The sequence below is a fragment of the Sphingomonas faeni genome (assembly GCF_040407495.1).
Taxonomy (GTDB): domain Bacteria; phylum Pseudomonadota; class Alphaproteobacteria; order Sphingomonadales; family Sphingomonadaceae; genus Sphingomonas; species Sphingomonas faeni_D.
Genome location: NZ_JAPZPP010000002.1, coordinates 497919 through 512985, shown reverse-complemented (window position 1 = coordinate 512985; position 15067 = coordinate 497919). Strand labels below are relative to the sequence as shown.

The window sequence follows — 15067 nt, the reverse complement described above, 5'->3', positions numbered from 1 at the left end:
CGCCCCCTCACTGGGGGCGCCGAGCCAGCGGCAGACGACCAGATGGCGATGGCCTGCGATCAGCGCGCCATTGCCAGTTTCGTATCCTCCAGCGCCAGGTCGACCAGCGTCCGCATCGCCGCACTGGCGCCGGCCGCATCGCCCGCGGCGATCGCATCATAGACCAGTACGTGATCGGGGATCGGATTGCGGGGCAGGGCACGGGCGCGCTGTTTGAACTGCGTCGTCCAGTTGACCGCGGCACCGATGCTCGCGCTCAGCACGATCAGCGCATCGTTGCGCGTCGCGGTCAGCACCGCGTCGTGAAACTCGCGATCCGCCGCGCGCCCCGCTTCGGTGGCCAGCGTATGGCGACGCATCGCCGCCAGCGCATCCTTCATGATCTTCAGGTCGGTCCGTTCGCGACGTTCCGCCGCCAGCGCTGCCGCGGCGGGCTCGACGATCGCACGCAGTTCGAACAGCCCGCGGACGAAGGCGATGTCGGGCTCGCCGGCGAATGCCCAGGCGAGCACGTCGGGATCGAGCAGGTTCCACCGGCTGCGGGGCAGGACGCGCGTGCCGATCTTCGGACGGCTTTCGACCAGTCCCTTGGCGGTCAGGACCTGGACCGCCTCGCGGTAGGCGCTGCGCGACACGTCGAGCGTTTTCGAGAACTCGACCTCGCCCGACAGGGTGTCGCCCGGTGCATACTCCCCCGACAAGATCGCGGTGCCGAGCTTGTGCGCGACCGCACCGTGAAGGCGCCGACCGGTGCCGCGCGGCACGCGGACGACCAGCGTTTCGTCCCCACTACCGCTCTCGTCGGGCTCGCCGATACGATCCTCAATATGAACGACATTCGTCATAGCGCTTGCTCCCTGAACACGGGGTAACAGTCCGCGTGCGATCAAGGAACGACAAAGATTGCCAAACTCTGGCGCCGCTTATATGTCGGAGTATAGGGAGTGGATACCATGTCAGACACACGCACAAGCCAGGCCGAGCATTCGGCGTTTCGATCGATCGATGCCGCTACCGGCAGCGCGGTGGGTGATCCCATTGCAGTGCACGGTCCCGCCGACGTCGAGGCCGCCTGCGCCGCCGCCGAGGCGGCATTCGATACGTATCGCGCGACCGGCAATGAGGCGCGGGCCGATTTCCTGGAGCGGATCGGTGACGAGATCGTCGCGCTCGGCGACGACCTGATCGTTACCGCGATGCGCGAGAGCGGCCTGCCGCGCGCACGACTGGAAGGCGAGCGCGGCCGCACCGTCGGCCAGCTCAAGCTGTTCGCGGGCGTCGTTCGTCGTGGCGGCTGGATGGGGCTTCGGATCGATCCGGCACTGCCCGATCGCGCGCCGTTGCCGCGTCCCGACCTGCGCTTGCGGATGATCGCGCTCGGCCCGGTCGCGGTGTTCGGCGCGAGCAATTTCCCGCTCGCCTTCTCGACCGCCGGCGGCGACACCGCGTCGGCGCTTGCGGCCGGTTGCCCGGTCGTCGTCAAGGGTCACCCTGCGCATCCCGCCACCGGCGCGCTGGTCGCCGGCGCGATCGAGGCTGCGGTCGCTGCGTGCGGATTGCCGGCGGGCGTGTTCTCGCATCTGGTCGGTCCGGGCAACGAGCTCGGCAGCGCGCTGGTGCAGGATCTCCGGATCGCGGCAGTCGGCTTCACCGGATCGCGGGCAGGGGGGCTTGCGCTCGTCAAGCTGGCGCAGGCGCGTGAAGTTCCGATTCCGGTCTATGCCGAGATGTCGAGCATCAACCCGGTCGTGCTGCTGCCCGAGGCTCTGAAAGCGCGCGGCGCGGCACTCGGTACGGCGTTCGTCGGGTCGCTGACGATGGGTGCGGGGCAGTTCTGCACCAATCCCGGTCTCGTGCTCGCGGTCGAAGGTGAGGGGCTCGACGCATTCGTCTCCGCCGCCGCTGCCGCACTGCCCGACGCACCGGCTGCGACGATGCTCACGGGCGGTATCCACGCCGCGTACGAGCAGGGCATCGCCGCACTCGCCAGCCATGAGGCGGTGAAGGAGATTTCGCGCGGCAAGGTCGGCGAAGGCGTCGCGCAAGGGCAGGCGGCATTCTTCGAGACGACCGCCGCGCAGTTCCTGAGCGACAAGGCGCTGGGGCATGAAGTGTTCGGGGCGTCGTCGTTGCTGGTCCGCTGCACGAGCGAGGACGAACTCCACGCCGTACTGCGCGCCGCCGAGGGTCAGCTGACCGCGACGATCCAGATGGACAACGCTGATGCCGACATGGCGTCGCGACTGATCCCGTTGCTCGAGCGCAAGGCTGGGCGGATCCTGGCGAACGGCTGGCCTACCGGTGTCGAGGTCGCCCATGCGATGGTGCATGGCGGTCCGTTCCCGGCGACGTCGGACGGCCGCACGACCTCGGTCGGCAGCCTTGCGATCGATCGGTTCCTGCGGCCGGTGTCGTACCAGAACCTGCTGCCCGAACTGCTTCCGGAGGTGTTGCGTGACGGCACGACCGCGCCGCGGCTGATCGACGGTGTTCCCGCCAACTGACCTGAAAATATCGGGGGCGAACCGTAACAGCGGCGTCTCGCTTAGGAGAGAGAGTGTGATGACTTTGCGCCTGTTGCAGCATGTTGGCGTCGACGGCACGCGATCGGTGATCGCTGCCACCAGTGAAGGGGCCGCGTTCGTTACCGGCGTAGACAGCGTCCGTGCGCTGGCCGAACGCGCGATCGCCGATGGCACCGATCTCGCCGCCGCGATCGCGGCCTGCGGGACGGGCGACAGCGTCGACATCGCCGCCGAACTCGCTGCCGGTTGCCTGACCTCGCCGATCGATCATGTCGATCCCGCCCACCTGATCATGACCGGCACCGGCCTGACGCATCTTGGCTCCGCTGAAGGTCGCGACAAGATGCACCGCGCCGCCGCAGACGCCGAGAAGCAGACGGATTCGATGCGGATGTTCCTCGAAGGTGTCGAGGGCGGCAAACCTGCAGCGGGGACGCGCGGCCAGCAGCCCGAATGGTTCTACAAGGGCGATGGCTCGGGTCTGGTCGCACCGGGCGCGCCGCTCGCGATGCCCGACTTCGCCGAGGATGGCGGCGAGGAGCCAGAGCTTGCCGGGATCTACCTGATCGGTCCCGACGGCACGCCGTTCCGCCTCGGCCTGTGCCTCGCCAACGAATTCAGCGATCACGTCACCGAACGCCACAATTATTTGTGGCTGGCGCATTCGAAGCTGCGCCAGGCGTCGCTCGGCCCCGAGCTGCTGGTCGGCACCCCGCCCGAACATATCGAGGGTGCGAGCCGCATTCACCGCGACGGCGCGCTGCTCTGGGAAAAGCCGTTCCTGTCGGGCGAGGCGAACATGTCGCACAGCATCGCCAACCTCGAGGCGCATCACTTCAAATACCACCTGTTCCGCCGTCCGGGCGACGTGCACGTCCATTTCTTCGGCACCGCGACGCTGTCGTTCGCCGATGGCGTGACGACGCGCGAAGGCGATGTGTTCGAGATCGAGGCCGCACCGTTCACGCTCCCCTTGCGCAACACGCTGACCAAGGCCGCACAGCAGCCCGTCGTCGTGAAGGCACTCTGACCATGGCCGCAATTAAAATCGCGGTCGTCGGCATGGGCAAGATCGCCCGCGACCAGCATCTGCCCTCGATCGCCGGCAACGCCGACTTCGAGTTCGTCGCTAGCGTCAGTCCGCGCGATCCCGGCGTCGAAGGGGTCGTCAACTTCAAGTCGTTGGAGTCGCTGCTCGCCGACGGTCCGGCGATCGACGCGATCGCGCTCTGCACGCCGCCACAGGTACGCTACGAGCTCGCCTCGATGGCGCTCGCCAAGCGCGTGCACGTCTTCCTCGAAAAGCCGCCCGGCGCGACGCTGGCCGAGGTCGATGCGCTCGAAGCGCAGGCTGCCGAGACGGGAACGACGCTGTTCGCCGGCTGGCATTCGCGGTTCGCGGCAGGTGTCGCGCCGGCCAAGGCCTGGCTTGCCGAGCGGAAGATCGAGCGCGTGTCGATCGTCTGGCGCGAGGACGTTCGCGTGTGGCATCCGGGACAGGCGTGGATCTGGGAGCCGGGTGGGCTCGGCGTGTTCGATCCGGGCATCAACGCACTGTCGATCGCGACCGAGATCCTGCCCCAACCGTTCTTCCTGACCGCCGCGACGCTGTCGACGCCCGCCAATCGCGCCGCGCCGATCGCCGCCGACCTGACCTTCCGCAGCGCCTCGGGCACGCCGATCAGCATGGATCTCGACTGGCGCCAGACCGGCCCGCAGAGCTGGGACATCACCGTCGAGACCGACGCCGGCACGCTCAGCCTCGCCAAGGGGGGCGCGGTGCTCACCCTGCCGAGCGGCACCGTGCATAACGACGACGAGGAATATCCCGGCCTCTACACACGCTTCGCCTCGCTGATCCGCGGTGGCCGCAGCGAAGTCGACACGACCCCATTCACACTCGTCGCCGACGCGTTCCTGCGCGGCACCCGCAATTCCGTGGAGGCTTTCGATGATTGAGGCAAAAATGACCCGCACGCTGAAGGGCTTAGCCGCCGCGCTCCTGCTGTCGACCGCCGGCATCGGCGCCGCACAGACCGCCGCGCAGACCGACGCACCCGCCACCGCGCCCAGTTCGACCGGGGCAACCGTTACGGTCCACGCCGACACGCCCGGCCCGACCTATGATCGCCGCATCTTCACGCAGTTCGCGGAACACCTCGGCACCGGCATCTATGGCGGGCTGTGGGTCGGCGAAAAGTCGAAGATTCCCAACGTCCGTGGCTTCCGCACCGATGTCGTCACCGCGCTGCGCGGGATCGGCGTGCCGGTCGTGCGCTGGCCCGGCGGCTGCTTCGCCGACGAATATCACTGGCGCGAGGGCATCGGCCCGAAGGCCAAGCGCCCGGTCAAGATCAACACGCATTGGGGCGGCGTGACCGAGCCCAACACGGTCGGCACGCACGAGTTCATGGATCTCGCCGGACTGCTCGGTGCCGAGCCGTATATCGCCGGCAACGTCGGCAACGGCACGCCGCAGGAAATGGCGGAGTGGGTCGAATACATGACCTCGCCCGCCGGCACGCTCGCCGACGAACGCGCCAAGAACGGCCACAAGGCGCCGTGGGCGGTGCCGTATTTCGGCGTCGGCAACGAGCTGTGGGGCTGTGGCGGCAACATGCGCGCGGAATATGCCGCCGACGTCACGCGGCGCTATGCCACCTTCATCAAGGCGCCCAAGGATACGCGCGTGATGAAGATCGCGAGCGGCGCCAACGTCGACGACTATCACTGGACCGAGACGATGGCGCGCGAGCTGGTCGGCAAGGTCGATGCGCTGTCGCTGCATTACTATACTGTCCCCGGTGGCTGGCCGCCGCGTGCGTCCGCGACCGTGTTCGACGAGCGCGGCTGGGCCGAGACGCTGTCCGAGACGCTCAAGATGGACGAGCTGATCACCAAGCATTCGGCGATCATGGACAAGGTCGATCCGAAGAAGACGATGTGGCTCGCGGTCGACGAGTGGGGCACGTGGTACGCCGGCGATCCGGGCACCAACCCCGGTTTCCTGCGCCAGCAGAACACGCTGCGTGACGCACTGGTCACCGCGATCAACCTCAACATCTTCGCCAAGCATGCCGACCGCGTGAAGATGACCGCGATCGCGCAGATGGTGAACGTGCTGCAGGCGATGATCCTGACCGACGGCAGCAAGATGGTGCTGACGCCGACCTATCACGTGTTCGCGATGTACAAGCCGTACATGGACGGCACCGTCCTGCCGATCGACATCAAGTCGCCCTGGTACAACAAGGACCAGTGGACGATGCCGTCGGTCAGCGCGTCGGCCGTGCGCGGCAAGGACGGCGTGGTACGGATCGCGCTCTCGAACCTCGATCCGAACAAGCCGACCAGCGTCTCGGCCGCGTTGCCCGGCGTGACCGCGCAAAGCGTCACCGGGCAGGTGCTGACCGCGCCGACGATGACTGCGCTCAACACCTTCGAGGCGCCCAACGCGGTCGCACCGAGGGCATTCAACGGCGCTAGCCTGAGCGGTGGAACGCTGTCGGTGACGTTGCCGCCGATGTCGGTGGTAATGCTCGAACTGAAGTGATCGTGACGCCCGCCGGAGCAACCGGCGGGCGCACCTACGGGAGAGAGACGATGGCCGCACCGAAATGGGCGACCGGACTGATCGCGCTGACGCTCGCGAGTAGCGTGCTGGCGCAAACCGCCGATACGCCGCCTGCATTGAACGCCCGCCTGACTGGCGATATCGCGCCGGTCCACGACCCGGTGATGATCCGCGCAGGGAATACCTATTACGTCTACGGCACCGGGCTCGACGGCCAGATGCTGAGCGCACGCACCTCGCCCGATCTGGTGCACTGGACCGCGGGCACGCCGCCGCTGTCGCGCCTGCCGGACTGGGCGACCAAGGCGGTGCCGGGCACCAAGGGCATGTGGGCGCCCGACATTTCGCGCAGCGCAGACGGGCGGTACCGGCTCTATTATTCGGTCTCGACGTTCGGCTCGAACCGCTCCGCGATCGGCCTCGCGACCAGCCCGACGCTCGACCCCAAGGCGCCCGGCTATGGCTGGCGCGACGAGGGGCTGGTGGTGATGTCGACGCCCAAGGACGATTTCAACGCGATCGACCCGAACCACGTCGTCGATGCGCAGGGCCGCGAGTGGCTGTCGCTCGGCAGCTTCTGGACCGGCATCAAGCTGTTCGCGCTGAACCCCAAGACCGGCAAGCTGCTCGACCCCGCGGCAAAGCCCTACGCGATCGCGCGCCGCCCCGCACCGGCTGGCGGCCCGGCCCCGGTCGAGGCGCCGTTCATTATCGGCCATGGCGGCTATTACTGGCTGCTCGCGAGCTACGACTATTGCTGCAAGGGCGTGAACAGCACCTATTACACCGTGGTCGGCCGATCGAAGGCGATCACCGGGCCGTATCTCGGCAAGGACGGCAGCGCGATGATGCAGGGCGGGGGGACGATCTTCCTGCGCGCCGACCTTCAGGAGAAGCAGCGCTATCGCGGCCCCGGCCACCCCGGCGTGATGCACGACACCGACGGCAAGGATTATGTCGTCTACCACGCCTATGATTCCCAGACCAAAGGCACCCCGACGTTGCGCATCGCACCGATCGCCTGGGGTGCGGATGGCTGGCCAGTTGCGGAGAATCGACCATGACGATGGATTTCACACGACGGCTGTTCCTGGCCGGTGCTGGTGCTGCGACCGCTAGCGGTGCGCTCGGACGGGTCGCGGCCAAGGCGCCGGTGCCGGTCAACCCACTGGTCCGCCAGCGCGCCGATGCGCAGGTCTTCCTGCACACCGACGGCTATTATTACATGACCGGCTCGGTGCCCGAATACGACCGGCTCGTGCTGCGCCGCTCGCGCACGCTGGCAGGGCTGTCGACCGCCAACGAGCGCGTCTTGTGGCGGCACGAGAAGACCGGGCCGATGTCCGGCTTCCTCTGGGCACCCGAACTGCACCTGATCGACGGCCGCTGGATCATGTATTTCGCGGCAGGCCCGAGCGGTGGCGGCGAGGACGTGTTCCGTATCCGCACCTTCGCGGTGGTCTGCGACGGACCCGACGCGATGACCGGCAACTGGACCGTGCTGGGGCAATTGACGACGCCGTGGGACAGCTTCACGCTCGACTCCACCAGCTTCGTCCACCGCGGCACGCGCTATCTTGCCTGGGCACAGCGCGAGCCGGGGATCGAGACCAACAGCAACCTCTATCTCGCGCCGCTCGCCACCCCGCTGACGCTGGCGGCAAAGCCCGCGCGGTTGGCGGTACCGACGCTTGATTGGGAGATCCGCGGGTTCAAGGTCGCCGAGGCGCCTGCGCTGCTGGCGCGCAACGGCAAGCTGTTCATGACCTATTCGGCGAGCGCGACCGACGCGCGCTATTGCATGGGCATGCTGACCGCGCGCGACGATGCCGATATCATGGATCCGGCAGCCTGGACGAAATCGCCGCAGCCGGTGTTCAAGTCGTCGCCCGCGCACAAGGTCTTCGGGCCTGGTCACAACAGCTTCACCGTCGACGAGCGCGGCCGCGACATCCTGGTCTATCACGCGCGCGACTATGCGGCGATCAAGGGCGACCCGCTGTTCGATCCCAACCGCCACACCCGCGTCCAGACCTTCACGTATAAGCCCGACGGCACCCCCGATTTCGGCGAGCCGGTTGCCAACGGCCCGCTGCGGTGAGCGGCCTGGATCGGCGGACGTTTCTTGCCGCGGGTGCCGCGACGGTGCCCGCGGCCGCGATAGGCGCGGGGGCGAGTGCTGGCTCGAAGCTCTTGGCGCCGACGCCGCCGATGGGCTGGAACAGCTGGAACAGTTTTGCGACGACGATCACCGAAGCGCAGGCAATCGAGACCGCGACGATCATGGCGGAGAAGCTGCTGCCGTCGGGCTATGATATCTTCACCGTCGATATCCAGTGGTACGAGCCGGGGGCGCAGAGTTACACCTACGCGACCAAGCCGACACCGGCGATGGACGGTTATGGCCGGTTGCTGCCAGCGCCGAACCGGTTCCCGTCGAGCGCCGGCGGCAAGGGCTTCCGCCCGCTCGCCGACCGGGTGCATGCGCTTGGCCTGCGGTTCGGCATCCACCTGATGCGCGGTATTCCGCGGCTGGCGGTGGAGCGCAACCTGCCGGTGTTCGGGACGAAATACCGCGCGCGCGACATCGCCGACACCGCCAGCATCTGTGCCTGGAACCCGGACATGTACGGCGTCGACATGCGCAGGCCCGGCGCGCAAGCCTATTACGACAGCGTGTTCGCGCTCTACGCATCCTGGGGCGTCGACTTGGTCAAGATGGACGACATGAGCCGTCCCTACGATGCGCACGCCCCCGAGATCGAAGCTGCACACGCCGCGATCGTCGCGACCAGGCGGCCGATCATCCTGAGCCTGTCGCCCGGGGAAACGCCGGTATCCCGCGCCGATCACGTCCGTCGCTTTGCGCAGATGTGGCGGATCAGCGATGATTTCTGGGACGAATGGCCGCTGCTCGAAGCGCAGTTCACCCGACTGGAGAACTGGAACGCGCACCGCGTACCCGGCGGCTGGCCCGATGCGGACATGCTCCCGCTCGGGCGCCTCGCGCTCGGCGCGCGCGACACCAAGTTCACGCCCGACGAACAGCGCACGCTGATGACCCTGTGGTCGATCGCGCGATCGCCGCTGATCATGGGGGGTGATCTGCGTCATCTGGACCGCCCGACGCTCGACCTGCTGACCAATCCCGAAGTGATCGCGGTCAACCAGGCGAGCTACGACAATCAGCCGCATTTTGTCGCCGATGGCATTCGGGTCTGGTCGGCCCGGCTCCCGAAGTCGAAAGACCGCTATCTCGCTTTATTTAACACAGACAAGAAAGAGCGTTTGTTGCAGTTCAGGCTCGATCTGATCGGGCTTCCCGGGCGTGTCGCAGTTCGTGATCTCTGGGCACGACGCAACCTTAATAAGGCGTCCGGTATGCTGCAAACGCGCCTGCCATCGCACGGCGCCGTCCTGTATCGGCTCACGCCAAGCTGAGCATCCCGCCCGTCAAGCCAGGCAAATATGGGCTTGCATCGCTGTTCGTCTATCTCTAGCGAATGTCAGAGTAATACCGGCTGCTGATAAGGTCGGATGGACATGTCAGGGAGAGCCGTATGGCAATGAAGTCGTTGATTCTGTGTTCCGCATCGATCGCGGCCCTGATGCTGGGAACGCCCGCCAATGCGCAGGCCGTGCCGACCACGCCACAGGATCAGACCGACCTGCCGGCGACCGGTACACCCGCACGCGTCGATGGCGATACGGTCCAGACGCCCTCCGCGGCAGGTCAGCCTGCCGCCGACCAGACCGATGAGGACATCGTCGTTACCGGCGTCCGCGCATCGATCGTCGGCGCGCTGAATGTCCGCAAGGCCTCGACGCAGATCGTCGACTCGATCGTCTCGGAAGACGTCGGCAAGCTGCCCGACAACAACGTCGTCGAGGCGCTCCAGCGCGTCACCGGCGTCCAGGTGACCAACCGCACCGGTGGCGAGGCCGCGGCGATCTCGATCCGCGGGCTGCCCGATGCGCTCACCACGCTCAACGGTCGCAACATCTTCACCGCGGCGGGGCAGGCGTTCGCGCTGCAGGATATCTCGGCCAACCTCGTCAAGCAGGTCGACGTCTACAAGACGCGCGCCGCCGAGCAGATCGAGACGGGTCTTGCCGGCCAGATCGACGTCGCCACGCGCCGTCCGTTCGATTTCGACGGGTTCGCGATCTCCGGGCTCGCACGCGGCATCTACAACGAGCAGGCCGACACCTATAATCCAAACGTCGCGCTGCTGGTCAGCGACCGCTGGCACACCGGTATCGGCGATATCGGCATCCTGGTGAACGGCAGCTACACCCGCACCAAGTATCGCGACCAGACCATCACCGCAGGCGCGCTGGTGCCGTTCGCGACGGAGACGCCGCCGGCCGGGTCCGGCCTCGCGCCACTCGAGCGTATCTTTCCGGGAGCGAACAACGAGAACTGGACGCCCGGTCTCGACCGCGGGCTTGCGACCGCGCCGGGCTCGACGCTCAACATCAACGGCGTGCAGACGCCCTATTACCTGTCGCGCGACGCGATCTTCAGCTCGGATCTGTACGGCAAGCGCGAGCGGCCTTCGGCCAACATCGCGTTGCAATGGGCGCCCAACAGCAGTTCGGTCTACACCGCCGAGGTCTTCTACGCGGGCTTCCGCGGCGAGACGTTCAACAGCCTCCAGTTCAGCTTCGCCGACTTCTGGGCCAACCCGCAGCCGGTCGGGCTGTATGACGGTACCAACATCGTCAAGACCCGCACCGCCAACAGCGTCTACGGTTTCAACAGCGGCGACTATAACCAGTCGAAGACCGACAGCTTCGTTTATGCGCTCAACGGCAAATGGGACGTCGGTTCGCACGGCAAGATCATCGGCGACGTCGCCTACCAGACGAGCAAAGTGACGAGTTCGTTCACCGCGATGCGCACCGAGCGCACGGCGAACCAGATCAACGTCGATTTCAATGCGGGCGGCGGCATTCCGTCGTACCATTTCGACAACGACGCCTTGCTGACCGACCCGGCACAGTGGAACATCGCGCAGTTCTACGACAACGCCAACCGCGACAAGGGCAGCGCGCTCACGGGTACGCTCGACGGCTATTACGGTTGGGACGAAGGTTTCCTTCGCCAGATCAAGGCCGGCTTCCGCTACGACAATCGCAAGGCCTCGACGTCGGTGCGGACGCAGGATGCGGGCGGGCTTGGCGGGCGCAGTTTGTCGACGCTACCGTCGGAAGCGCTGTTCACCAATTCCGATTTCTTCGACGGTAAGAGCGATTCCCCGAGCAGCTGGGTGCTGCCGAGCGGCTATTGGCTGCACGACAACGCCGACACGGTCCGCGGCCTTTATGGGTTGAAGACGTCCAGCCAGCTGTCGCTGCAACGCGTGTTCGACATCGATGAGACGACGCTGGCTGCCTATATCCAGGCGGATGGCGAAGTATCGATCTTCGGCCGCCCGCTGAAGCTGCAGGCTGGTGTCCGCCACATCACCGTCGATACCGATTACAATTTCTTCGATCGCTACAACAACGGCGCGCAGACGTTCGTGTCGACCGGATCGCAGCGCTGGCTGCCGAGCTTTACCGCGCGGTACGAGCTGACCGACAAGCTGCGCGTGCGGTTCAACTACGGCCAGACGCTGCGCCGGCCGAACTTCACCGACATCAATCCGAACTTCAACCTGGTCGGCGATCTGACCAATGTCGGCTATGGCAGCGGCAGCGCCGGCACCGCGACGCTGAAGCCGACGCATTCGAAGAATTACGACGTCGCGGTCGAGTGGTATTTCGATCGCAACAGCGCGATCTTCGTGACCGGTTTCCGCCGTGAGGTCGATGGGCTGGTCGTGCCGCTGACGGTGCGCGAGACGATCCTGAACAACGGCATTGTCGCCGGCGCCACCAACTCGTTCGCGATCACGCGGCCGGTCAACGCGTCGGACGGCGTGCTCAAGGGCGTCGAGCTGGGCCTGACCTACTTCCCGGACTATCTGCCGAGCGTGTTGAAGGGGCTCGGTTTCCAAGGCAGCCTGACGGTGCTCGATTCGAAGCAGAACATTCCGTTGTCGGATGCCGCAGGCAACATCACGGGCCAGGCGTCGTCGCCGTTCTTCGGCGTGTCGAACCTGTCGTACAACGCGACGCTGGCGTATGATCGCGGACCGATCGGTGCGCGTCTGTCGTACATTTGGCGCAAGGCGTTCCTCGCCAACAACGAGGCGCGGCTGTTCGCCAATCCGATCGGCGTCTGGCGCAACCCGGAGAAGAGCCTCGATCTCCAGCTGACTCTCAATGCGACCGACCGCCTCGGCTTCACCTTCGACGCGGTGAACCTCACCAAGTCGAAGCAGCAGACCTATTACAAGTTCGAGGACGTCGGCGGCCCCGACAAGTTCAACCTCGGGACGACGCTGCTGAGCCGCACCTTTGCGATCGGTGCGCGCTACACGTTCAAGTAATCGGGCCAAGCCCATACGGCCGAACAGGAGAGGCGGAATGATCGGACGCATCGTAAGGCCGATCCTCCGCCTCGCCTTGCTCGGGGCGGCCGTTTCGGTCGTCGCCGCGCCGGCGGGGGCTGCGCCATCGCTTGACACCCACCGTATCGCCCGCGATCGGTTCGGCAACGATGCGCCCTGGTATGAAGACCGTATCCCGTTCTTCGAATCCGCCGATCCCAAACTCGACGCGGTCTATTATTACCGCTGGTCGCTGTTCCGCGCGCACCAGCGCGATCTAGGTGCCGACGGCTATATCTCGACCGAATTTCTCGACGACGTCGGCTGGCAGCTCGAGCCCTATGCCAGCCTGAACGACGCCACTGGCTTCCACATCGGGGAGGGGCGCTGGCTGCGCGACCGCCGCTTCGCCGACGATTATATCGATTTCATGTACCGGCGCGGCAACGACCGCCACTTCACCGATTACATGGCGGACTCGGTCTATGGCCGGTTCCTGGTCGATGGCGACAAGGCAGGCGCGACCCGGCATCTCGCGGCGATGCGTCGGCTGTATGCCGCGTGGAACGACCATTTCGACACGAGCAAGGGGCTGTACTGGGTCGAACCACTGCTCGACGCGACCGAATACACGATCTCTTCGATCGACGCGTCGGGTGGCAAGGATGGCTTCCGTGGCGGGGACTCGTTCCGCCCGTCGATCAACGCATACATGTACGCCAACGCCCGCGCGATCGCCCGGCTGTCGACGCTGACCGGCGACACGGCGGGCGCCGCCGAATACGCCGCGCGCGCCGCCGCGATAAAGGCGCGCGTCCAGGCCAGCCTGTGGAGCGAACCGCTCGGCCATTTCATCGATCGCTACAAGGTCGACAACGCCTTCGTGAAATACTGGACGCCGATCCGCGGACGCGAACTCGTCGGGTATCTGCCCTGGACGTTCGACCTCGCCGACGACGATGCCAAGTTCGCCGGAGCCTGGACGCACCTGCTCGCCAGGGACGGGCTAAGCGGCCCCGCCGGCATGCGGACGGTCGAGCCGAGCTACGAGCATTACATGCGGCAATATCGCTACGAGGGTACCGCGCCCGAATGCCAGTGGAACGGCCCGATCTGGCCGTTCCAGACCACGCAGGTGCTGACCGGCATCGCCAACCTGCTCGATCATTTTCGCCAGTCGGTGGTGACGCGTGGCGATTATATGCGGTTGCTCCGGCAATATGCGGCGCTGCATTATCAGGGCGACCGGCTAGACCTGGAGGAGGATTACCACCCGGACACCGGCCGCCCGATTGTCGGGCTGGCGCGCAGCCATCATTATTTCCACTCGGGGTTCGCTGACCTGATCCTAACCGGCCTGGTCGGAATACGCCCGCGTGCCGACGACGTGCTCGAGGTCAATCCGTTGCTGCCCGGCGCTGCCGATCCGCAGGGACTGGCGTGGTTCCGGATGCAGGACGTGCCCTATCACGGCCACAGCGTCGCGGTGACGTGGGATGTCGACGGCCGGCATTATCGCGGCACGCCGGGCCTGACCATCGAGATCGACGGCCGGCGGGCAGCGCACAGCCCGACGCTGTCGCGACTCGTCGTGCCGATCGCGCGCGCGGCCGTTCCCCCACTCGACCGACCGATCGACCAAGCCGTGCAACTCGTCCGCGGCGCCTTCCCCAAGGGCAGCGCGTCGAGCGCCATCGACGCGGAAAACGTCCATGACGCGATCGACGGTCGCATCTGGTTCTTCCCTGAACTCGCCAACGGCTGGTCGTCCGCCAAGTCGCCGGCCGCATCGTCCGCCAAGGTGTCGGCCGTGCAGTGGTACTCGGTCGACTTCGGCAAGCCGGTCAATGTGTCACGCGCGGAGCTCGCGTTCTTCGCCGACGACAAAGAGTTCGCCGCCCCGCGGTCGCTCCAGTTCCAGATCTGGGATGGCGAACGCTGGAAGCCGCTTGGTGCGCCGGCCACGATACCCGTTGCCAATGGCATCACGACCGTCGGATGGACGCCGGTCTCGGCCAGCAAGGTCCGGGTCAGTTTCCCCCAGGCACCCACGAAGCGCACCCGACTGGTCGAATTCAAGATTTTCTGAGCTCCGCCATTCGCCAGGCAGCGTTTCGTCTGAATGGCACGATCGCAAGCGCAGAAAGAAGAAGACCGTAACCGTCGGCAGCGGTAGCGGCAAACCGCCGCGCAGGACGCGGACTCTTCGACCGAGGCCACCGCGCCGCGTTGTGCGCGCTGGATCTTCCTCTTTCTCGTCCGCCTGCGAGTCTATTCCGAAAGGCCGGCAACTGACACGAGGTTTGGAGGGGCAATAAAGTCGATCGAGCAGCTGCTTTACGCAGTCTCGCATGGAATATCTTACAATTACGATTTTATTGCAGCGTTGCCACAGGAGGACGCGCGCCAGTTGATTGGCGTCTCCCAAAATGCTGATACTTTCACCTTGCGCAGTAAGTGTCGAGCGCGTCACTGTTTTTCGATACCCACGTGCGGATTTCGCATGGGAAGTTCGGCATCGTATTCTG

The 15067-nt window shown here is 66.0% G+C and carries 9 protein-coding genes and 1 pseudogene; 9 read left to right on the top strand and 1 reads right to left on the bottom strand.

Annotation, left to right across the window (positions count from 1 at the left end; genetic code table 11):
• Nucleotides 1-59 precede the first annotated feature (59 nt).
• A complete protein-coding gene (locus tag O6W96_RS07390; protein WP_353468951.1) occupies nt 60-845 on the bottom strand; it encodes a FadR/GntR family transcriptional regulator in 786 nt (261 codons plus the stop codon).
• A 108-nt stretch (nt 846-953) separates the two neighbouring features.
• Between O6W96_RS07390 and O6W96_RS07385 the strand changes: the two genes are divergently transcribed.
• The 9 genes and pseudogenes from O6W96_RS07385 (at nt 954) to O6W96_RS07345 (ending at nt 14628) form a co-directional block, all read left to right on the top strand.
• Nucleotides 954-2504 (top strand): aldehyde dehydrogenase (NADP(+)), encoded by a 1551-nt coding sequence (locus O6W96_RS07385; protein ID WP_353468950.1) that lies wholly within the window; start codon nt 954-956, stop codon nt 2502-2504.
• Between the two features lie 58 nt (nt 2505-2562).
• A complete protein-coding gene (gene araD1 / locus O6W96_RS07380; RefSeq protein WP_353469381.1) occupies nt 2563-3555 on the top strand; it encodes an AraD1 family protein in 993 nt (330 codons plus the stop codon).
• 2 nt (nt 3556-3557) lie between these two features.
• Nucleotides 3558-4484 (top strand): Gfo/Idh/MocA family protein, encoded by a 927-nt coding sequence (locus tag O6W96_RS07375; RefSeq protein WP_353468949.1) that lies wholly within the window; start codon nt 3558-3560, stop codon nt 4482-4484.
• 7 nt (nt 4485-4491) lie between these two features.
• Nucleotides 4492-6078: an alpha-N-arabinofuranosidase gene (locus tag O6W96_RS07370; RefSeq protein WP_353469380.1), complete on the top strand. Its 1587-nt coding sequence runs from the start codon at nt 4492-4494 to the stop codon at nt 6076-6078.
• Between the two features lie 50 nt (nt 6079-6128).
• The gene (locus tag O6W96_RS07365) at nt 6129-7163 is read left to right on the top strand and encodes an arabinan endo-1,5-alpha-L-arabinosidase (RefSeq protein ID WP_353468948.1); all 1035 of its coding nucleotides are present in this window, start codon (nt 6129-6131) and stop codon (nt 7161-7163) included.
• Nucleotides 7160-8194 (top strand): annotated as a pseudogene (locus O6W96_RS07360) (glycoside hydrolase family 43 protein); the annotation flags it as partial. The gene O6W96_RS07365 and the pseudogene O6W96_RS07360, both read left to right, overlap by 4 nt.
• 2 nt (nt 8195-8196) lie before the next feature.
• The gene (locus O6W96_RS07355; protein ID WP_353468947.1) at nt 8197-9540 is read left to right on the top strand and encodes a glycoside hydrolase family 27 protein; all 1344 of its coding nucleotides are present in this window, start codon (nt 8197-8199) and stop codon (nt 9538-9540) included.
• A gap of 119 nt (nt 9541-9659) precedes the next feature.
• Nucleotides 9660-12539, top strand: coding sequence for a TonB-dependent receptor (locus O6W96_RS07350; RefSeq protein WP_353468946.1), 2880 nt, complete (start codon nt 9660-9662; stop codon nt 12537-12539).
• 37 nt (nt 12540-12576) lie between these two features.
• Nucleotides 12577-14628 (top strand): discoidin domain-containing protein, encoded by a 2052-nt coding sequence (locus tag O6W96_RS07345; protein ID WP_353468945.1) that lies wholly within the window; start codon nt 12577-12579, stop codon nt 14626-14628.
• The last annotated feature ends 439 nt before the right edge of the window (nt 14629-15067 follow it).

What these genes read in the sequence shown, in the direction of transcription:
- O6W96_RS07390 (WP_353468951.1), bottom strand. Translation starts at nt 845, where the DNA reads ATGACGAATGTCGTTCATATTGAGGATCGTATCGGCGAGCCCGACGAG.
- O6W96_RS07345 (WP_353468945.1), top strand. Translation starts at nt 12,577, where the DNA reads ATGATCGGACGCATCGTAAGGCCGATCCTCCGCCTCGCCTTGCTCGGG.
- O6W96_RS07370 (WP_353469380.1), top strand. Translation starts at nt 4,492, where the DNA reads ATGACCCGCACGCTGAAGGGCTTAGCCGCCGCGCTCCTGCTGTCGACC.
- O6W96_RS07375 (WP_353468949.1), top strand. Translation starts at nt 3,558, where the DNA reads ATGGCCGCAATTAAAATCGCGGTCGTCGGCATGGGCAAGATCGCCCGC.
- araD1 (WP_353469381.1), top strand. Translation starts at nt 2,563, where the DNA reads ATGACTTTGCGCCTGTTGCAGCATGTTGGCGTCGACGGCACGCGATCG.
- O6W96_RS07385 (WP_353468950.1), top strand. Translation starts at nt 954, where the DNA reads ATGTCAGACACACGCACAAGCCAGGCCGAGCATTCGGCGTTTCGATCG.
- O6W96_RS07365 (WP_353468948.1), top strand. Translation starts at nt 6,129, where the DNA reads ATGGCCGCACCGAAATGGGCGACCGGACTGATCGCGCTGACGCTCGCG.
- O6W96_RS07350 (WP_353468946.1), top strand. Translation starts at nt 9,660, where the DNA reads ATGGCAATGAAGTCGTTGATTCTGTGTTCCGCATCGATCGCGGCCCTG.